Origin of the sequence: Streptomyces sp. NPDC001549, from assembly GCF_042894025.1 — a bacterium.
Classification (GTDB): Bacteria; Actinomycetota; Actinomycetes; order Streptomycetales; family Streptomycetaceae; genus Streptomyces; species Streptomyces kutzneri.
The window spans coordinates 64,197-81,283 of the sequence record NZ_JBIAVJ010000009.1 but is presented as its reverse complement, the minus strand read 5'-3'; the positions used below and the strand labels follow the sequence as shown (position 1 = coordinate 81,283).

Here is a 17,087-nt window from a genome sequence, read left to right as displayed (position 1 = left end):
GTGTCGACCGAATTAATGCCCCCGGTGCGCCGGGAGGCACGGCTCAGCTCCACGCCTCCGGTGTGAGCCCCAGCAGCTCGCCGAAGGCCCGCTCCCCGGCGTCGGTCACCTCCAGTGCCCGTCCGCCGCCCGCAGGGCGCACCACCCACTTCTCCTCCGATGCCCGCGCGCACAGCCGCGCCCCGGCGAGGCCGCCCAGGTGGCGGCGCCGCTCGGTCCAGTCCAGGCAGGAACTCGCCAGCCGCCTGCGCCCCTCGCCGGCCAGGCTGATGCCCGCTTCGGCGCACCAGACCCGGCCGGCCTCCGTCAGTTCGAACACGTCCTGCGTGCGCAGCAGGCCGCGCCGCTCCATCGCGTCGGTCACCGCCATGCCCAGCCGCCCGGCGAAGTGGTCGTAGCAGGTCCGGGCGCGGGCCAGCGGGTCCGGCGCGGCGACCACGGGCACGGCGTGCGCCGCGTCCCGGTCCGGGACGGCGTGCGAGGCGAGCTCGTCGAGCAGGCGGGCGATCGCGCCGTCGGCGATGCGCACGTAGCTGTGGCGGCCCTGCCGCTCGGTCACGCAGATGCCCGCGTCGAGCAGCCGGGTCAGATGGCCGCTGATGGTGGAGGGCGCCACCGAGGTGATCCGGGCCAGCTCGCCCGCGGTCCAGGCGCGCCCCTCCAGCAGCGTCATGCAGATCGCGGCCCGCGTCTCGTCGGCCAGGGCGGCGGCGAAGGCGGCCAGCAGGGCCGCGGGGGCCGCTCCGCCCGTGGGCGTCGCCCCTGGATGCGTTTCGTTCATAAGTCCAGGATGCCCCATGATTTCGGCAAACAACGAACGATCTGTACAGGCTGAGGTCCACTGTCGCGACCGGGGGTCCGCCCGCCACACTGAGGGCCGGGGGCAGGACGTCCCCGTCACGAGGAGGTGGTGGGGTGGTGTCGTCGTCGGGTGACCTCACGGAGCGGCCGTCCCCGGTCGTACGGCCCGAAGTGTGGGAGACGTACGGGCCGGCCGATCTCAGCGCCGTCCCGGTCTTCGCCGGAGGGTTCATCAACTTCGGCTACTGGAAGGCGGTGGATCTCGGGCAGCCGCTGTCGCAGGGCGACCGGATCCGCAGCGAGCAGGACCTCTACCGGCACGTACTCGACGCGGTGGCCCCCCGAAGCGCCCGGGCCGTCGAGGTCGGCTGTGGTCTCGGCCTCGGGTGCGCCCTCGCGCTGGAGGAGTACGGGCCCACTTCCGTCACCGGGGTGGACATCCACCCCCAGCAGCTCCGGCGGGCCCGCGAAGCCAACTCCCCGCTCCTCGCGGCGCAGCCGCACCGGATCGGCTTCGCGCTCGGTGCCGCGGAGGACCTGCCGCTCGGCGACGCGGAGTTCGACTGCCTCTACAGCGTGGAGGCGGCCCAGCACTTCCCGGACCTGACCGCGTTCGCCCGGGAGGCGGCGCGAGTGCTGCGCCCGGGCGGCCGGGTGGCGGTCACCAGCTTCTTCACCGTGGAGGGGGCGCCCGAGCCCGCGAAGCGGCTCGCGGGGCTGCTCGACTCGTTCGCCAGCGGCCTGGACATCGCGCGACCGGTGTCCCGGCTCGCCGGTGCCCTGGCCGAGGCCGGTTTCGCCGATGTGCGGGTCTCCTCGATCGGCCCGCAGGTCTGGCCCGGCTGGGACCGCTGGCTCGCCCGCCTCTGGGCGCCGGGGACCTGGCCCCGGAACTTCCTGGCCGCCTGGGAGCAGCAGATCCTGGACTACTACCTCGTGACCGCCACCCGCCCGTAGCCCATGGCCCGTATGCCCGTATGCCCGTACGCCCGTGGCCCGGACGGCCCCGGTGTCGGTGGCCGCGCCTATTCTTCCGGCATGTCAGTGAACATCGATCTTGCTTTCACCGTCACCGGGGTCGCCGGCGAACCGCAGGCCTGGGCGATCGTCCGCGCCCTGCAGGAGCTGATGTACGAGGAGGACATAGCCGACCAGGTCACCATCGGGGTGGCGGTGGACGACGCCGGCTCGTACTTCGTCTCCGGGGACTCCGACTTCCCGCTCGGCATCTCCCGCTTCTACCTGTGGCAACCGCACTTCGAGGGGGTCTTCGCGGCGACGGTCGCCGCAGTGGCGGCAGGAGCCGAGCCTGAGGTCCGCTGGGGCTACCCGGACGAGGAGTACTGAGAGGTCCGCCTCAGCCGGGCGGAAGCGCCGGGGGAGCCGGGGGAGCCGGCGGCAGCGCCCAGCGGATCGCCCGGGTCACGGCCCGGCCGCCCGCGCGAGCGGCCGACGGCGGTATCCGGGCGGCCGCGGGCACCTCGGCGGCCACGGCCGATTTCGCCCAGGGCGGCAGCAGATCCACGGCCGCCGCCGCCAGCAGCGCGTACGGCAACCGGGCGGCTCCGGGCAGCGGGGGATCGGTCAGCAGGAACCGGGCGGTGTCCCGGGAGGCCGCCGTCGGCCGCAGGCCGGGCCGGTACCGCGCCATCAGCAGAGCCAGCTCGTGCTCGCTCTCCGGCGGCCGGTCCGCCCCCAGCGCGCGGGCCACGCGCGCCGTGTCGGCGAGGTACGCGTCGCAGCCCGCGGGGTCCAACGGGCGTCTGCCGTACCGCTGGTGGGCCCGCAGGAAGCAGTCCGCCTCGGCGATGTGCACCCAGGTCAGCAGCTCCGGATCGTCGGCCCGGTACGGGATGCCGTCGGCCGTCCGCCCCCGGACGCGCGCGTGCACCTCCCGTACGAGGGCCACCGCCGCCTCGGCGTCGGAGCTCGTGCCGAACGTGGTGACGGCCAGGAAGGTGCTGGTGCGGTGCAGCCGCCCCCACGGGTCGCCCCGGTACCCCGAGTGGGCCGCCACGGCGGCCATCGCGAGGGGGTGCAGGGACTGGAGCAGCAGGGCGGCCAGCCCGCCGACGAACATCGATGCGTCCCCGTGCACCCGGCGCACCGGCCGTTCCGGTGCGAACCACCGAGGTCCGGGCGTCGTGTGGATCCGCGCCCTGTTCCGGGGCCCGTCCGGCCCGGCGACGCGCAGGAAGACCGCCTCGCCGGCTTGCCGCCTGATCCGCTGGACCGTCGTCACCCTCGCCATATGTCCATTATGTGCCGCATCCGGATCCGGATCCGGGCCGGCACGGGCCCCGGCCTGGCACAGGGCCCGGGCCGCTCCGCATCCGTGCCACACCGCAGGCGCCGGGCCGCGAGTACGGCCCGGCGCCTGCGTCAACGGCGCGCCCTCCGGCCGTGGATCACAGCCAGCGCGGCGGGATGATGCCGTAGTAACCGTCCAGCAGCCGCCGGTAGTCGGTGCTCTCCAGGTGCTCGTCCCGTATGAACTCCGGTGCGTCCTTGACCTGTTCCCTGGTCAGCCCCACCCGGATCCGCTTCTCCTCCACATCGATACCGGTGACGGTACCCGCGGGGAGGAGGACCTCCTTGCCGAAGATCCACGGGCCGGTGTCCACGACCAGATAGGCCGATCCCGCCTCGTCGGAGTGTTTGTCGACCTTTCCGATGCTGCCGTCGGCCGCCTCCACCCTGTAGCCGGACAGGTCCACGTCCGTGATGCGGTCAACGGTGACGCGGTAGGCCCAGACGTTCTCAGACATGACTGGAACAGCTCCCTCCATCGATCCCGTGTCGTCACGGCGCGTCTGCCCGGCGCGGCCGCGGTTACACATCCGCCCCCGATCCGGGCTGATGCCCCGTGAGACGGAGCCCGGGCAGGGCCTGGTGGGGTGAACCCCGGCGCCGGTCCGGGGCTCGGGGCTACGCTCCGCAGATGGAACGCGCAGAGGTACTCAAGCGAGTGATCGGCATCCTCACCGACGCCCAGGACATCCGCCGGGCCGCCGAGACAGGGGAGGACGACGGGAACGGCGAGGCCGGGGAGGACGGCGCCGGGTCGCCGCCGACGGCCGGTGTGGCCACTCTGCTCCTGAACGAGATGCTGCCGTCGATCAGGGTGCCGGCCGACGCGTCTCCGCAGCAGGTGGCCGCCCTGGTGGCGGAGGCGCTCGGGCCGGCCCTGCACACCATGGTCTCGGGCTTCAGCCTGGCGTTCACCAGCCTGGCGATGGTGCACGACAGCGGGCGGACGGACATCTCCTCGATCGGGGTCCTCCAGGAGCTCGCCCTGGAGATCGAGGCAGGGACCTACGACGAGGGCCCGTAGGACCTCGCCGCCGCTCCCTGCCCCGCGGCCGTCCGACAGTGCGGCGGCGCGACCGTCCGGCCCCGACCGTCCGGCCCCGACCGTCCGGCCCCGACCGTCCGGCTCCGGTCGTCCGGCGGTGTGGCCGTCCGGCCCGAAGCCGTTACTCGGTGCCGTTACTCCGCGTCGTCGTCGCCCGAACGGGTCGTCTTCCGCTCCTGCCGACGCCTCAGTTCCTCCGGGCTCTTGCCCTCGACCCGCTTGCTGGCCTCGGGGTGTACCGGGTCCGGGCCGGGATGCTCCTGGGCCTGCTCCGCCCGGCCCTCTCCCGACTTCTCATGCCTGTCGTCCTTGCCCTTCATGGCTGTCTCTCCCTCGCACTCGTGGATCTCACCGACCGGGACCGCCCCCGGACGCCCACCGCCTGCCCGCGAGCGGCCGGGTCGCCCTCCTCGTGCGGCCCATCCTCGGCCGATCGGGGCCCGGCGGCCACGCCATGCGTCATCCGGCCCAGCAGCGGGAAGGCGCCCCGCATGCCGGAAACGATCAGCAGCCTCGCCACCCGGGTCGCACGCCGCCGCCGTGAGCCGGTCGCCGTCCAGGCCCTGCGGTCCACAGCCGCCGCCGTGATCAGCTACGTCGTCGCACTCCGCCTGAGCAGCGAGCCGAGCCCGCTGACCGCCCCGCTGACCGCGCTGCTCGTCGTCCAGGTCACCCTGTACTCCACCCTCACCACCAGCATCCGCCGGGTGAACTCCGTGGTCGTCGGCGTGCTGATCGCGATCGGCTTCAGCGCCCTGGTCGGTCTGACCTGGTGGAGCCTCGGCCTGCTGATCCTCGCCTCCCTGGTCGTGGGCCACCTGGTGCGCGTGGACGAGTTCGTGCCCGAGGTCGCGATCAGCGCCATGCTCGTCCTCGGCGTCACCCAAGTCGCGGACACCGCCTGGGACCGGGTCCTGGAAACGGTCATCGGTGCGGTGGTCGGGCTGCTGGTCAACCTGCTCCTGGCACCACCCCTGTGGGTCGGCCCGGCCGGCGCCGCGATCACCGACCTCGCCCGGCGCATGAGCCGGCTGCTCGACCACCTCGGCGAGGAGCCCTCCGGACCGGCCAGGGTCGAGCAGGCCGCGGCCCGGCTGCACGAGGCGCGCCGCCTCGACAACGACATCGCCCAGGTCGACGCCGCCCTCCGGCAGGCCGAGGACAGCCTCCGGCTCAATCCGCGGGTCAAGGAGGGGCTGCTCTCCAGGCTGGTGCTGCGCACCGGCCTGGACACCCTGGAGATCTGCGCGGTCGTGCTCCGAGTGGCCTGCCGCACGCTGACCGACCTGGCCCGGGCCCGCCCCGACGGTCCGCTCTTCGACCCCGCGACCGCGGCCGCGCTGGGGCAGGTGACGCGCCACACGGCCATCGCGGTGGAAAGCTTCGCCCAGCTGATTACCGCACAGGTCAGCGCCAACGCGGAAGACGCGGAGGCCCGCCTGACCGGCGAACTGGCCGTCGCCCGGGCGCACCGCGACCGGCTTGCGGTCCTGCTGCTGGCCTCCGCCCGCGAGGATCCGGCACACTGGCAGCTGAGCGGCGCGCTGCTCAGCGAGATCGACCGGGTCCTGGACGAGCTGGGCGTGGACAAACGCTCCCAGCGCCTGCTGGAGGAACTCGACCAGCACACCCGCACCCGGCGCAGGAGCTGGAAGAAGCCGCTGAAGCGGACGCGGCAGGACCGTGGGTGAGGGAAGGCAGGGCTCATGGTGCACGTACTGGGCAGCAGGGTTCTGCTGCGCCCCACGGACCCCGAACGCTCGCGCGCCTTCTACGGCGACACCCTCGGGCTCGCGGTCCACCGCGAGTTCGGCACCGGCCCCGACCGCGGCACGGTCTACTTCCTCGGCGGCGGCTTCCTTGAACTGTCCGGCCGCGCCGAGGCGCCGCCCGCGCCGGGCCTGCGGTTGTGGCTCCAGGTCGAGGACGTGCAGGCGGCGTACGAGGAGCTGCGCGGCCGGGGCGCCGAGGTGGTGCGACCTCCCGAGCGCGAACCGTGGGGTCTGATCGAGATGTGGATCGCCGACCCCGACGGCGTGCGGATCGCCGTGGTCGAGGTCCCGTCCGATCACCCCCTGCGCTTCCGCCCCTGATCCGAGGCCCGCCCCGGAATCCCTGCCGCGTTCCCGGCAGGGACGACCCAGTGCTGTGACCTGGTGAACCTTCCCGACCACAGCACTAGCGGGCGCTGCCGAGGTCGCGGTCGGACTCGGACCCTTCGAGCATCAGGGTGGTCTCCTCGATGCGGCTGAAGCGGCCGTCGGGCGCGAACTCGCCGAACAGGTAGACCTCGGTGCGCACCGTCGAACCGTCCGTCTTCGTGACGTGGACGGTGTGCCGGTCGGCGTACTTGCGGCCGTCGTACAGCTCTTCGTGGACCTCGATACGGCCATGGTCGACGACGGTGCGCAGGTGGGTGATGTGCTCGATGAAGCCGGCCCGGTCCGCCCACTGGCCGTCCGTGCGCTGACGGTATTCCGGGGCGAAGTGGCGGTCGGCGGCCTCCTGAACGGTGAGGTCGCGGCTGAGGAGCAGGTCGGTGAGGGCGGCCGTGATACCGGTGCGAGTCATGGGACTGCCTTTCGATGCGGAGCGGATCAGCGATGCGTGCGCGGCGCACGCACTTCCAAAACCATAACAGCAATGCGTGCGCAACGCACGCTATTCTTCTGTCGTGGACAACGAGACCGGGAATGAGATCGCAGACGCGCTGGGCATCCTGCTCAAGCGCTCGACCCGCACGCACCTGCACCAGCGGCTCACGGAAGGCATGGGTGAAGCCGTGGACGACGTGACCTACCCCGTGCTCAGCGCCCTGGCCCGGACCGGCTCCCGCAGTGCGGCGGACCTGTCCCACGACGTGGGGGTCGACCGCTCCGGCGTGACCCGCCGCGCCTCCCGGCTGGAGGCCGCGGGCCTCATCCGCCGCGAACCGGACCCCTCCGACCGGCGCGCACACCTCCTTGTCCTGACCGAGGAGGGGCGGCTGGTCGTCGCAGAGCTGCGTGCGCGCCTGGCGGACCACATCACGGCGAGCCTGGCCTCCTGGCCCCCGGGCGAGGCCGAGACGTTCGCCCGCCACCTGCGCCGCTTCACGGCCGAAGGCCCGTTCGCCTAGGAGCCGCGAACGGCGCCGGTGTTAGCTTCTTCCCCGTGACGGAGCACCAGGACGAGACCAGCGCGGCCTACGACGGGGTCGTCGAGCTCTACGCGTCGATGTTCGCCGGTCGGCTGGAGGCGCAGCCGTTCTCGCGGGCCATGCTCGCCACCTTCGCCGAGCTGGTGCGCGGGACGGGGAACCTGCGGACCGCCGACGTCGGGTGCGGGCCCGGGCATCTGACGGCCATGCTGCACGAACTGGAGCTGGACGCCTTCGGTCTCGACCTCTCCCCGGGCATGGTCGGCCATGCCCGGCGGGCCCATCCGGGGCTGCGATTCGACGAGGCGCGGATGGAGGCCCTGCCGGTCGGGGACGGCGCGCTCGGTGGTGTGCTGGCCCACTACTCGATGATCCATACGCCGCCCGGGGAACTGCCCGCACTGCTCGCCGAGCAGGCACGTGTCCTGGCACGAGGGGGCCTGCTCCTGGTCTCGTTCTTCGCGACCGACGGATCGGAGCCGGTCCGCTTCGACCACAAGGTGACACCCGCCTACAGCTGGCCGGCGGACCGGTTCGCCGAGTTGCTGGCCGGGGCCGGGTTCACCACGTTCGCCCGGCTGCTCCACGACCCGGCCTCCGAGCGGGGGTTCCTCGACGCCCACCTGCTGGCCCGCCTCGGACCGGACCCGGACCGGATCCCGGACTGACTGCGCGCCGGCCGCGATGAGGCCGAGGGCATCCGGGTCCGGCTACTCACGCAGGTCTGAGTAGCTGCGCCCAGGCGCAGCCGCCCGCCGCCTGCCTAACCTCGGTCCCATGAACTTTGTGGAGCGGACGGCCGGGCCGGAGCAGCAGACGGAAGCGGAGCCGGTGGCGGAGTCGGAGCCGGAGCCGGAGCGGAGGGGGACGGCGTCACTCGCGCTGGGGGTCACCGGCGTGGCGATGATCGGCTGCCCGTTCCTGCCGGAGGGACTACCGCCCTTGATCCGCTTCTTCCCCCTCTACCTCGTCCTGCCCGTCGGGATCATGGCGCTCGTCTGCGGTCTCCCCGACCTGTGGGCCGTGCGGGGCGACGAGGGAGCGGCCCGCGGCCGGGCGCTGACCGGGGTCGCGCTCGGCACGGTGGCCATCCTGGTGCCGTTGGCCGTGTGCCTCTACTGGATCCTTCTCCTGGGCTGAAGTCCGCCCCGTGCGGGGCCGCTTCGGTGAAGTCCGCACGTGGTACGGACCAGGTGGCCGGTGCCGGGCCGGCCACCCAGGTGAGGACAACCGCCATGGTGCCGACTCCGGCCCACGCGTCGAAGACGAGATCGTCCGGGTCCGCGAAAGCACCAGCTTCCGCGGCACCGGCCGGGCGGCCGGCACAGGCACCCGGCGGGGGAAGTGATGGCCGCACGGACGGACATGGCGGTGCGTCAGACGGGGAGCCCCGCACCGACGGGCCGCGTCAGCCGCTCGAGCTCCTCCAGGCGCTCGCGCGTCCGCTGGTCCAGCGGTACGTAGGTCACGAGCCTCGGCCCGGTTCGCGGTCCGAGCCACAAGTTGGTGTGCTCCAGGTACAGCAGCCCCACGTGAGCGTTGCGGATGTACTTCGACTTCGAGAGCTGCCCGCCCACCACCTCGTGGCGGGCCCACACCTCCCGGAACTCCGCCGACGCCCCCTCCAGCCGGGCCAGCAGCGTCGTCCACGCGGGCTCCGCCAGGTGCTCGGCCATCGCCGCCCGGAACCTCGCCGCCATGAGCCTGTGCGTACTCGGCAGGTCGACCACCGACTCCCGCCACTGCGGGTCGGTGAAGGCGAGCAACATGCAGTTGCGGTCCTCCGGCCGCTTGCTGTCCAGGTCGCCGAGCAGCCGCCCGTACGTGGCGTTGTACGCGACGATGTCGTACCGGCTGTTCTGGACGCACGCCGGGATGTGGCCCAGCTGGTCGAGCATGGCCCGCACGGCCGGCGTCACGCTGGGGCAGACCGCCGGCGGCGCCGGGTCCAGGCTCCCGGCCAGCGAGAACAGGTGCTCCCGTTCGCTCACGTCGAGCAGCAGCGCCCGTGCGACCGCGTCCAGCACCTGTGCCGACACCTGGATGTCGCGCGCCTGCTCCAGCCACGTGTACCAGGTCACGCCCACCGACGACAGGTGCGCGACCTCCTCACGGCGCAGCCCCGGGGTACGCCGGCGCGGCCCGCGCACCAGTCCCACCTGCTCGGGAGTGATCCGCTCGCGGCGGGTGCGCAGGAACTCGGCCAGCTCGTGCCGTCGTACGTCGTTTCCGGGGGCCACAGTGGTCATGCTCCCAGCCTGCCGCACCGCGCATCCTGTTGCCAGGTAGTCCTGGTACCCGGATCAGGACACTCTGGTACCCGTCTGACGGCCGGGAGATCGTCGGAGGGTGACTCAGATCCCCGTACGCAGCAACCCCGTACGCAGCAACCCTGTACGCAGCAACCCTGTACGCAGCAACCCTGTACGCAGCAACCCTGTACGCAGCAATCCCGTGCACACCAACCCCGTGCACAGCGCTCCCGCGCCCGCCGCGCCCCACCTGGGCGGCCTCGGCCTGTTCACCGTGCTCCTGGGCGCGGCCCTGCCAATGATCGACTTCTTCATCGTCAACGTCGCGCTGCCGTCCATCGAGCACGACCTCGCCGCCGGCCCCGCCCTCCTGGAACTCGTCGTCGGCGGCTACGGCGTCGCGTACGCCGTCCTGCTGGTCCTCGGAGGGCGCGTCGGCGACAGCCTCGGCCGCCGCCGGCTCTTCCTCGTCGGCATGGCCGCCTTCGGCGTCACCTCGCTCGCCTGCGGCCTCGCCCCGAACGCCTGGACCCTCGTCGCCGCCCGCGTCGCCCAGGGCGCAGCCTCCGCCCTCATGCTGCCGCAGGTGCTCGCCACCATCCAGGCCACCACTGAGGGCCCGCGCCGGGCCCGGGCCATGAGCCTGTACGGGGCCACCGGGGGCCTGTCCATGGTCGCCGGGCAGATCCTCGGCGGCGTCCTGGTCGCCGCGGACCTCGGCGGAACCGGCTGGCGCGCGGTGTTCCTGGTCAACGTACCCGTGGTGGTCCTCGGGCTGGTCCTCGCGGTGCGCACCGTCCCGGACACCCGGGCCGGCCGGCCCGCGGCCGTGGACGTGCCCGGCACCCTGCTGCTCGCGCTGTCGCTGGTCTCGCTGCTGCTGCCGCTGACCGAGGGACGGGCCGCGGGCTGGCCGCTGTGGACCTGGGTCTCGCTCGGCGTGTTCCCCGTCGCCGCCGCGGCGTTCTACGCCACCGAGCGCCGGGCCGACCGCCTGGGCCATACCCCCCTGGTGCCGCCGAGCCTGCTCCGGCTGGAGTCGCTGCGGCGCGGTCTGGCGCTCCTGCTGCCGTTCTCGATCGGCTTCGGCGGATTCATGTTCGTCCTCGCCGTGACCCTCCAACAGGGCCTGGGAATAGGCCCGGTGCGGGCGGGTCTGGCACTGGCGCCGATGGCCGTGGCCTTCTTCGGGGCCTCACTGGCGGGGCCGCGCCTGGTTTCCCGCTTCGGCAGCCGGCTCGTCACCGCGGGGGCCGTCATCCAGGCGATCGGGATCGCCGTCCTGCTGGCCACACTCCGCCTCGGCTGGCCGGACCTCGGCCCGGCCGCGCTCGCTCCGGGGATCGCGCTGGCCGGACTGGGCCAGGGGTTCCAAATGCCCGTGCTGATGCGCCTGGTGCTCTCGGACGTCCCCGCCGACCGGGCCGGGGCGGGCAGTGGTGTCATGATCACCGCCCAGCAGTCCGCCGTGGCGCTCGGGGTCGCCACGCTGGGAAGCCTCTTCCTCGCCCTGGCCCCGACGGCAGGCGTGCGCGACGCGGTGTCCACCACCCTGCTCGTCCAGCTCGGCCTGATCGCGCTGAGCGTCCTGCTCAGCCTCCGCCTTCCCCGTATGCGCTGAGCGCGCGGGAGCATGGAGCACCGGTGCGGCCGGGCAGGTACGCCGAGGCGCCCGCACGCGGCCGGTCCGTTCACCGGGATCGGTGATCAGGACCTACCGCGCGCGGACGCCGGGCGCGCCCCCACCGGGGACCGCTGTCGGTTCAGCCCGCGGCGAGGAGCGTGAGCGTGTCGATCACGCGGTTCGAGAAGCCCCACTCGTTGTCGTACCAGGCGACCACCTTGACGTGGCGGCCGTCGACACGGGTGAGCTCCGAGTCGAAGATCGACGAGGCGGGGTTGCCCGTGATGTCGGAGGACACGAGCGGGTCCTCGGAGTACTCCAGCACGCCGGCCAGCGGTCCCTGCGCCGCGGTGCGGTAGGCCTCGAGGATCTCCTCGCGCGTCACGTCGCGGGCGACGGTGGTGTTGAGCTCGACGATCGAGCCCACCGGGACCGGCACGCGGATCGAGTCGCCCGACAGCCTGCCGTCGAGCTGCGGCAGTACGAGGCCGATCGCCTTCGCGGCGCCGGTCGAGGTCGGCACGATGTTGACGCCGGCGGCGCGGGCACGGCGGGGGTCGCGGTGCGGGCCGTCCTGCAGGTTCTGCTCCTGCGTGTAGGCGTGCACGGTGGTCATGAACCCGTGCTCGATGCCCGCGAGCTCGTCGAGCACGGAGGCCAGCGGGGCGAGCGCGTTGGTGGTGCAGGACGCGTTCGAGACGATCGTGTGCAGGGCCGGGTCGTACGCGTCGGTGTTGACACCGTACGCGAGCGTGACGTCGGCGCCGTCGGACGGAGCGCTGACGAGCACCTTGCGCGCGCCGGCCTTGAGGTGGCCGCGGGCGGCCTCGGCCGAGGTGAAGCGGCCGGTCGCCTCCAGCACGAGGTCGACCTCCAGCTCGGCCCAGGGCAGCTGCTCCGGCTCGCGTTCGGCCAGCACCGTGATCCGGTGTCCGTCGACGACGAGCACGTTCCCCTCGACGGTCACCGGGCGGCCGAGCCGGCCGGACGTGGTGTCGTACGCGAGCAGCCGCGCGAGGGTGGCGGGCTCCGTCAGGTCGTTGACGGCCACGACCTCGAGGTCGGTGTCGCGCTCGAGGAGCGCACGCAGCACGTTGCGTCCGATGCGGCCGAATCCGTTGATGGCAATGCGAGTCATGACGATGTCCCTTTCGTTCGCCATCAGGTTCGCTGCCGGTCACCCTCCGCGACAGCGGCGAGATCGCCATGGTTCGTAAGGATCTCGCCACTCGGCGATCCCGGGCTATTCGCCCCGGGTGAAGGTGCGCCGGTACTCGGTCGGGGTGGTGCCGAGGATGCGGTGGAAGTGCAGGCGAAGATTCGCGCCGGTGCCGAGGCCGACATCGTCCGCGATCTGCTCGACACCGCGCTCCGAACGCTCCAGCAGCTCACGTGCCACGTCGATCCGGGCTCGCATGACCCACTGCATCGGCGTGTACCCGGTGTCCTCGGCGAAGCGCCGCGAGAAGGTCCGGGGCGAGACCCCCGCGTGCTGGGCCAGCGCCTCCAGGGTGAGCGGTTCGCCCAGCTGGTGCAGCGCCCACTCACGGGTCGCGGCGAACCGCTCGCCGAGCGGCTCGGGCACGCTGCGCGGCACGTACTGCGCCTGGCCGCCGCTGCGGTAGGGGGCCGCGACCAGGCGCCGGGCCGCGTGGTTGGAGGCGGCCACGCCGAGGTCGCGGCGCAGGATGTGCAGGCACAGGTCGATGCCCGAGGCGGCGCCGGCCGAGGTGAGCACGCTGCCCTCGTCGACGAACAGGACGTTCTCGTCGAGCCGGACGAGCGGATGTTTCGCGGCGAGGGCCCGCGCGTAGTGCCAGTGAGTCGTGGCGCGTTTGCCGTCGAGCAGGCCGGTGGCGGCGAGCGCGAACGCGCCGGTCGAGATGGCGGCGAGCCGCGCTCCCCGCTCGTGCGCGGCGATCAGCGCGTCGATGACCGCTCGCGGCGGGTCCTCGCGGTCGGGGAAGCGGTAGCCGGGGACGAAGACGATGTCGGCCCACGCGAGCGCGTCGAGCCCGTGGGTGACGTGGTACGACAGGCCGTCGCCGCCGGTGACGAGGCCGGGAGCCGCGCCGCAGACCCGTACCTCGTACGGCATGCTCGCGCGGGTCGTGAACACCTGCGCGGGGATTCCGACGTCGAGGGGCTTGGCGCCCTCCAGGACGAGGACGGCTACGCGGTGGAGGCGGGAGCGGGGCGGCACGGGGTTCAGCGTACGGCGGGGGAGGGGACGGTCCGTATCCGGCCGCGGTCATGACGGATCCGGTTCGGGAACGGCGTCAGGCCCTTGCGCGGGTTCTGCTTGGTCGTGGAGTCGTACACCCACTGCTCGCGCAGCGGCGGGTACAGCACCCGCTCACCGCGCTCGATCCGTTCGGCGGCGATGTGCGCGGTCTGCAGGTGCCGGAGCAGGGTGGTCCAGAGCGCGGCGTCGTACACGCCGCGCCCGTTGTCCGCGTCGGCGGCGGTCCGGAAAACGGCGGGCCGCGACAGGACGCCGCCCGTTACGATCGGGCCTTCACCCGATCACGCGGTCCGACGGAGGCACCGATGACACCGGCCCCTTCGCGGACACCCGCCCACCCCGAACGGCTGGACCAAGGGCACCCGTTCCGTCAGTGGAAGACCTGGCGGATACCCGGCACCGAGCTGACCCTCACCGGGTACTCGCGCGCCAACGACAAGACGTTCTTCCACATCCCCGAACTTCGCTGCGCGCTCGACGCCGGACTGGCCGAAGGGCGTCAGCCGGAAACCGTCTTCCTCACCCACACGCACCACGACCATTCCAAGGACCTCGACTACCTCGCGGTCAGGCCCGGCGGAGTCGACATCCACCTGCCCGCCGCGGCGGCGCCGTACGTGGAGACCTTTCTGCGGGCCTCCGCCGAACTGAACCACGGCACCGCCTACGATCCGGCCCTCGCCGCGGGCTGCCGGCTCCACGGGGTACGCGGCGGCGACGAGTTCACCTTCGGACGCCGCGGCCACCACGTACGGGTGGTGGAGTGCGTACACAAGGTGCCCTGCGTGGGATACGCGTTCGCCGAACGCCGCAAGGCCCTGCTGCCCGAGTACGAGGAACTGCGGCACACCCTCGCCGGACAGGGCCGGGGCGCGGAGTTCGGCCGCATCCTGGCGCAGCGCCGCAAGGCGGGCGCCGAGGTCGAAGGAGAGGTACGCAGGCCGCTGTTCGCCTTCCTCGGCGACACCCACGTGAGCGTCTTCGAGGCCAACCCGTGGCTCTTCGAGTACCCGGTGATCATCACCGAGTGCACGTTCCTCGACGACACCGAACGGGAGCGGGCCGACCGGGTCGGACACACCGTCTGGAGCGGGTTGAAGCCCGTCGTCGAGGCCCACCCGGACACCCTCTTCGTCCTCACCCACTTCAGCCTGCGTCACTCGGACCAGGACGTCCTGGACTTCTTCCACGACGAGCGGCCCGACAACGTACTGCTGTGGGCGCACCCGGACAGCCGGCTGCCCGAGCAGCACCAGCACGGCTGACCGCCGCGGGCCGCACGTCCCGGGGCCGCCGGATCAGGCCCCCGTCAGTGCATCCCGCAACCTCCGCGCCTGCATGAGCAGCTGGGACGAACCAGGTCGCTGCGCGAGCGCCGTCACCTCTGGCAGCTCGCCGCGCGCGCCCGACAGCCGGGCGGAGTCCGCCGCGACGGCCAGCAGCGCCCCGTGCACCTGAGGCCGGGTACGGGCCAGCAGACCGGGGAGGGCGGTGGCCAGGACCGCCCACACCGCCCCGGCGCCCTCCGGTACGGCGACGGCCGCCCGCAGCGACTCGGTCAGCAGGGGCACCCTCAGCGTGCCCAGCCCCACGAGTTCGGTCAGCTCCCGGCCCAGCAGCTCGCCGTCCAGCCGGCCCCGCGAGGCCAGTACCGCCAGCGCCCGTACGGCGGCCTCCCGGTCACGCTCGGGGACGGAGGCGAGCCCGTAGGCCACGGCCAGATGCACGGCGGGCCCGGCCGGGCCGTCGGCCGAGGCCAGCGCCTCCAGGAAGGCGGGGGAGCCGCAGCCGTCCTGGTCGGCCGCCGACGCGACACCCGTCAGCAGCCGGGCCGCGGCTATCTCCGGGTGCCAGGGCAGGGTCGCGACCGTGTGAGCGTCCCGGTAGTCCGGCAGGGACCAGTGCGGACAGGAGAGGTGCGGCTCGAACGTGCGGAACAGTGACCAGAACTGCCGGGGGAACGCGCCGCGGCCTTCGACGGCCTCGTGCCCCACCAGGATCCGGCGGCCGATGCGTGCTCCCCGGCGCCTGCCGGGACGCTCGGCCTGACCCGCTTCGCGCTCCCGCCACCACGTCGGCATGGGCAGACCGCCCTGCCGCAGCCAGGCCGCCACCCGGGGCCCCTCCGCCAGCTCCAGCCTCTCCGCGGCGCGCACCACTTCGGGGTCCACCCGGCCGCCGCAGCGCAGCAGCGCCTGCCCCAGGTCCGCCGGTCCTGGCCGGATGCCGAGGCGCTCGTACTCCGCGAGCCGCTCGACCAGCTCGTATGGCTCCACCGCGCCCGTCGGCCCGCTCGGTACGGAGAGCAGGAACGGCACGGGGTCGCCGGACCGCAACCGTGCGGCGACCTCGCCGGTGCGCGCGCCCGCTACGTAGTCCAGTGCCACGTGCTGGCACAGTTCGAGCCAGCCCGCCCCGGCGTTCTCCCAGGACTCCTCCGCCCGTACCGGACCGACCGCCGCGCCGACGATGCCCGCTGTGCACCGCACCTGCGCGTGCGGTTTCACCTTGAACTCGCGCGGGACGGGGCCCAGCGCGGCGGCCAGTGCCTCCCGGTCGCGGAAGCTGTGGCTCACCACGGCGTTGAGCACCCGTTCGAACGGCACCACGCCGGGGTCGTGCCGACCGGCCAGCACGGCCGCGACCTCGTCGGCGAGCGCACCCGATGACGGTACGGCGAATTCCCCCTTGATCATGTGATGCAGGCTAAACCCTGACACCGACAGCGCCGCTGGCGGCGTGGTGGAGTCAGAGCGGGTCGCCGAGGGGCCCGTACTCCGCCTTCAGATTCCTGGCCCAGTGCGCGGCGAAGTCGGGCTGGGTGCCGTCGGCATCCGTGAACCCGTACTCCTTGTAGAGGTCCCAGGTGGCCAGCGCCCGGCCGGTCCTGGCCATGACGTCCGGGTCGGCTGCCAGGGCCACGACCGCCCGCCCCAGATAGGCGGGAGTCTCGGAGTGGGCGAAGTTCGGGTCCTTGGCGGCGCCGTCACGCCAGTTGGCCTCGGTGACGCCGAAATGCTCCAGCAGCGCCTCCGAGCGCAGGAACCCCGGCGTCAGGGAGACGGCCGCGACGCCGTGCGGACGCAGCTCGGCCGCCTGCGCGACGGCCAGCCGGATCACCGCCGACTTCGCCATGTCGTAGAAGAAGGAGCCGCGGTAGCGGGCGGTGTTGCCGTCGGTGACCTCCACGACCAGGCCGCTCTTGCGGGCGACCATGAGGGGCAGCGCGTACCGGCTGGTGATCACATGGGTCTCCACCGCCCGGCGCAGGAGGAGCAGGCCCTGGTTCAGGTCCTGCTCCCACAAAGGGTGTTCCCAGTCGGTGAGCGGGTCGCCGCCCCAGACGGAGTTGACCAGGATGTCGAGCCGGCCGTCCTGCTCCGCCGCGATCCGCGCCACGAGGGCCCGCACCTCTTCCGGGTCGCTGTGGTCGGTGCGGACCGGGACGCCCACACCTCCGGCGGCGGTGATCTTCTCGGCCGTCTCCTCGATGGTCTCGGGGCGGCCGAGGTCGGAGCGCCGTGCTCCGCTGCTGCGGCCCGTCACGTAGACGGTCGCGCCGGCGGCTCCGAGCTCGATGGCGATTCCCCGCCCGCCTCCCCGGGTGCCGCCCGCGACCAGGGCGACCTTTCCGGCGAGCTGTCGTGTCTTCGTCGTCATCTCTTCTCCAT

At 73.0% G+C, this 17,087-nt stretch carries 21 protein-coding genes; 10 read left to right on the top strand and 11 right to left on the bottom strand.

The annotated features are described in order from the left end of the window. Positions 1-43: 43 nt before the first annotated feature. Positions 44-781 carry an ArsR/SmtB family transcription factor gene (locus ACFY04_RS17360; RefSeq protein ID WP_389117522.1) on the bottom strand — a complete coding sequence of 246 codons (738 nt, stop codon included), beginning with the start codon at positions 779-781 and terminating at the stop codon, positions 44-46. Positions 782-918: 137 nt separating this feature from the next. Here ACFY04_RS17360 and ACFY04_RS17355 point away from each other — a divergent pair, with 137 nt between their 5' ends. Both ACFY04_RS17355 and ACFY04_RS17350 read left to right on the top strand, forming a co-directional pair. Continuing rightward, a complete protein-coding gene (locus tag ACFY04_RS17355) occupies positions 919-1,758 on the top strand; it encodes a class I SAM-dependent methyltransferase (protein ID WP_389117520.1) in 840 nt (279 codons plus the stop codon). An 81-nt stretch (positions 1,759-1,839) separates the two neighbouring features. Next, positions 1,840-2,148: a hypothetical protein gene (locus ACFY04_RS17350; protein ID WP_389117518.1), complete on the top strand. Its 309-nt coding sequence runs from the start codon at positions 1,840-1,842 to the stop codon at positions 2,146-2,148. Between the two features lie 10 nt (positions 2,149-2,158). Here the strand turns inward: ACFY04_RS17350 and ACFY04_RS17345 are convergent, their stop codons facing one another. Together ACFY04_RS17345 and ACFY04_RS17340 are read right to left on the bottom strand one after the other, a co-directional pair. Then, positions 2,159-3,052 (bottom strand): oxygenase MpaB family protein, encoded by an 894-nt coding sequence (locus ACFY04_RS17345; protein ID WP_389117516.1) that lies wholly within the window; start codon positions 3,050-3,052, stop codon positions 2,159-2,161. A gap of 157 nt (positions 3,053-3,209) precedes the next feature. Beyond that, complete coding sequence (locus tag ACFY04_RS17340) at positions 3,210-3,569, bottom strand: PRC-barrel domain containing protein (protein WP_314246152.1); 360 nt, start codon at positions 3,567-3,569, stop codon at positions 3,210-3,212. Between the two features lie 173 nt (positions 3,570-3,742). On the opposite strand from ACFY04_RS17340, the gene ACFY04_RS17335 reads away from it, so the two are divergent. Continuing rightward, positions 3,743-4,135 carry a hypothetical protein gene (locus tag ACFY04_RS17335; RefSeq protein WP_389117514.1) on the top strand — a complete coding sequence of 131 codons (393 nt, stop codon included), beginning with the start codon at positions 3,743-3,745 and terminating at the stop codon, positions 4,133-4,135. Between the two features lie 155 nt (positions 4,136-4,290). On the opposite strand, the gene ACFY04_RS17330 is transcribed toward ACFY04_RS17335, so the two are convergent. Then, entirely contained in the window at positions 4,291-4,476 is a 186-nt protein-coding gene (locus ACFY04_RS17330) for a hypothetical protein (RefSeq protein ID WP_301374131.1), read from the bottom strand. A gap of 171 nt (positions 4,477-4,647) precedes the next feature. Here ACFY04_RS17330 and ACFY04_RS17325 point away from each other — a divergent pair, with 171 nt between their 5' ends. Both ACFY04_RS17325 and ACFY04_RS17320 read left to right on the top strand, forming a co-directional pair. Beyond that, positions 4,648-5,847 (top strand): aromatic acid exporter family protein, encoded by a 1,200-nt coding sequence (locus ACFY04_RS17325; RefSeq protein WP_389117512.1) that lies wholly within the window; start codon positions 4,648-4,650, stop codon positions 5,845-5,847. A gap of 15 nt (positions 5,848-5,862) precedes the next feature. After that, positions 5,863-6,249 carry a VOC family protein gene (locus tag ACFY04_RS17320; protein ID WP_389117510.1) on the top strand — a complete coding sequence of 129 codons (387 nt, stop codon included), beginning with the start codon at positions 5,863-5,865 and terminating at the stop codon, positions 6,247-6,249. A gap of 85 nt (positions 6,250-6,334) precedes the next feature. Here the strand turns inward: ACFY04_RS17320 and ACFY04_RS17315 are convergent, their stop codons facing one another. Then, positions 6,335-6,727: a nuclear transport factor 2 family protein gene (locus ACFY04_RS17315; protein ID WP_389117508.1), complete on the bottom strand. Its 393-nt coding sequence runs from the start codon at positions 6,725-6,727 to the stop codon at positions 6,335-6,337. Positions 6,728-6,830: 103 nt separating this feature from the next. Between ACFY04_RS17315 and ACFY04_RS17310 the strand changes: the two genes are divergently transcribed. The 3 genes from ACFY04_RS17310 to ACFY04_RS17300 all read left to right on the top strand — a co-directional run bounded on the left by ACFY04_RS17310 (position 6,831) and on the right by ACFY04_RS17300 (position 8,435). Next, positions 6,831-7,274 (top strand): MarR family winged helix-turn-helix transcriptional regulator, encoded by a 444-nt coding sequence (locus ACFY04_RS17310; RefSeq protein ID WP_389117506.1) that lies wholly within the window; start codon positions 6,831-6,833, stop codon positions 7,272-7,274. A 35-nt stretch (positions 7,275-7,309) separates the two neighbouring features. After that, positions 7,310-7,963, top strand: coding sequence for a class I SAM-dependent methyltransferase (locus ACFY04_RS17305; protein WP_389117504.1), 654 nt, complete (start codon positions 7,310-7,312; stop codon positions 7,961-7,963). Between the two features lie 109 nt (positions 7,964-8,072). Beyond that, complete coding sequence (locus ACFY04_RS17300; RefSeq protein WP_389117502.1) at positions 8,073-8,435, top strand: hypothetical protein; 363 nt, start codon at positions 8,073-8,075, stop codon at positions 8,433-8,435. Positions 8,436-8,671: 236 nt separating this feature from the next. On the opposite strand, the gene ACFY04_RS17295 is transcribed toward ACFY04_RS17300, so the two are convergent. Beyond that, positions 8,672-9,544 (bottom strand): helix-turn-helix transcriptional regulator, encoded by an 873-nt coding sequence (locus tag ACFY04_RS17295; RefSeq protein WP_389117500.1) that lies wholly within the window; start codon positions 9,542-9,544, stop codon positions 8,672-8,674. 205 nt (positions 9,545-9,749) lie between these two features. Here ACFY04_RS17295 and ACFY04_RS17290 point away from each other — a divergent pair, with 205 nt between their 5' ends. Further along, on the top strand, positions 9,750-11,168 hold the full coding sequence (locus ACFY04_RS17290) for an MFS transporter (RefSeq protein WP_389117789.1): 1,419 nt from the start codon (positions 9,750-9,752) through the stop codon (positions 11,166-11,168). A gap of 142 nt (positions 11,169-11,310) precedes the next feature. Here ACFY04_RS17290 and gap read toward each other — a convergent pair whose 3' ends face one another. The 3 genes from gap to ACFY04_RS17275 form a co-directional block, all read right to left on the bottom strand. Then, positions 11,311-12,309, bottom strand: a complete 999-nt coding sequence (gene gap / locus ACFY04_RS17285) for a type I glyceraldehyde-3-phosphate dehydrogenase (protein WP_389117498.1) — start codon at positions 12,307-12,309, stop codon at positions 11,311-11,313. Between the two features lie 105 nt (positions 12,310-12,414). After that, on the bottom strand, positions 12,415-13,374 hold the full coding sequence (locus ACFY04_RS17280; protein WP_389117495.1) for a GlxA family transcriptional regulator: 960 nt from the start codon (positions 13,372-13,374) through the stop codon (positions 12,415-12,417). Between the two features lie 5 nt (positions 13,375-13,379). After that, positions 13,380-13,610, bottom strand: coding sequence for a hypothetical protein (locus ACFY04_RS17275; protein ID WP_389117493.1), 231 nt, complete (start codon positions 13,608-13,610; stop codon positions 13,380-13,382). 111 nt (positions 13,611-13,721) lie between these two features. On the opposite strand from ACFY04_RS17275, the gene ACFY04_RS17270 reads away from it, so the two are divergent. Further along, complete coding sequence (locus ACFY04_RS17270; protein WP_389117491.1) at positions 13,722-14,681, top strand: MBL fold metallo-hydrolase; 960 nt, start codon at positions 13,722-13,724, stop codon at positions 14,679-14,681. Between the two features lie 33 nt (positions 14,682-14,714). Here the strand turns inward: ACFY04_RS17270 and ACFY04_RS17265 are convergent, their stop codons facing one another. Both ACFY04_RS17265 and ACFY04_RS17260 read right to left on the bottom strand, forming a co-directional pair. Continuing rightward, positions 14,715-16,112 (bottom strand): hypothetical protein, encoded by a 1,398-nt coding sequence (locus ACFY04_RS17265; RefSeq protein ID WP_389117489.1) that lies wholly within the window; start codon positions 16,110-16,112, stop codon positions 14,715-14,717. Positions 16,113-16,164: 52 nt separating this feature from the next. Next, on the bottom strand, positions 16,165-17,076 hold the full coding sequence (locus tag ACFY04_RS17260) for an SDR family oxidoreductase (protein WP_389117486.1): 912 nt from the start codon (positions 17,074-17,076) through the stop codon (positions 16,165-16,167). Between the last annotated feature and the right edge of the window lie 11 nt (positions 17,077-17,087).

What these genes read in the sequence shown, in the direction of transcription:
- ACFY04_RS17360 (WP_389117522.1), bottom strand. Translation starts at nt 781, where the DNA reads ATGAACGAAACGCATCCAGGGGCGACGCCCACGGGCGGAGCGGCCCCC.
- ACFY04_RS17350 (WP_389117518.1), top strand. Translation starts at nt 1,840, where the DNA reads ATGTCAGTGAACATCGATCTTGCTTTCACCGTCACCGGGGTCGCCGGC.
- ACFY04_RS17345 (WP_389117516.1), bottom strand. Translation starts at nt 3,052, where the DNA reads ATGGCGAGGGTGACGACGGTCCAGCGGATCAGGCGGCAAGCCGGCGAG.
- ACFY04_RS17340 (WP_314246152.1), bottom strand. Translation starts at nt 3,569, where the DNA reads ATGTCTGAGAACGTCTGGGCCTACCGCGTCACCGTTGACCGCATCACG.
- ACFY04_RS17335 (WP_389117514.1), top strand. Translation starts at nt 3,743, where the DNA reads ATGGAACGCGCAGAGGTACTCAAGCGAGTGATCGGCATCCTCACCGAC.
- ACFY04_RS17330 (WP_301374131.1), bottom strand. Translation starts at nt 4,476, where the DNA reads ATGAAGGGCAAGGACGACAGGCATGAGAAGTCGGGAGAGGGCCGGGCG.
- ACFY04_RS17325 (WP_389117512.1), top strand. Translation starts at nt 4,648, where the DNA reads ATGCCGGAAACGATCAGCAGCCTCGCCACCCGGGTCGCACGCCGCCGC.
- ACFY04_RS17320 (WP_389117510.1), top strand. Translation starts at nt 5,863, where the DNA reads ATGGTGCACGTACTGGGCAGCAGGGTTCTGCTGCGCCCCACGGACCCC.
- ACFY04_RS17315 (WP_389117508.1), bottom strand. Translation starts at nt 6,727, where the DNA reads ATGACTCGCACCGGTATCACGGCCGCCCTCACCGACCTGCTCCTCAGC.
- ACFY04_RS17300 (WP_389117502.1), top strand. Translation starts at nt 8,073, where the DNA reads ATGAACTTTGTGGAGCGGACGGCCGGGCCGGAGCAGCAGACGGAAGCG.
- ACFY04_RS17295 (WP_389117500.1), bottom strand. Translation starts at nt 9,544, where the DNA reads ATGACCACTGTGGCCCCCGGAAACGACGTACGACGGCACGAGCTGGCC.
- gap (WP_389117498.1), bottom strand. Translation starts at nt 12,309, where the DNA reads ATGACTCGCATTGCCATCAACGGATTCGGCCGCATCGGACGCAACGTG.
- ACFY04_RS17270 (WP_389117491.1), top strand. Translation starts at nt 13,722, where the DNA reads ATGACACCGGCCCCTTCGCGGACACCCGCCCACCCCGAACGGCTGGAC.
- ACFY04_RS17265 (WP_389117489.1), bottom strand. Translation starts at nt 16,112, where the DNA reads ATGATCAAGGGGGAATTCGCCGTACCGTCATCGGGTGCGCTCGCCGAC.
- ACFY04_RS17260 (WP_389117486.1), bottom strand. Translation starts at nt 17,076, where the DNA reads ATGACGACGAAGACACGACAGCTCGCCGGAAAGGTCGCCCTGGTCGCG.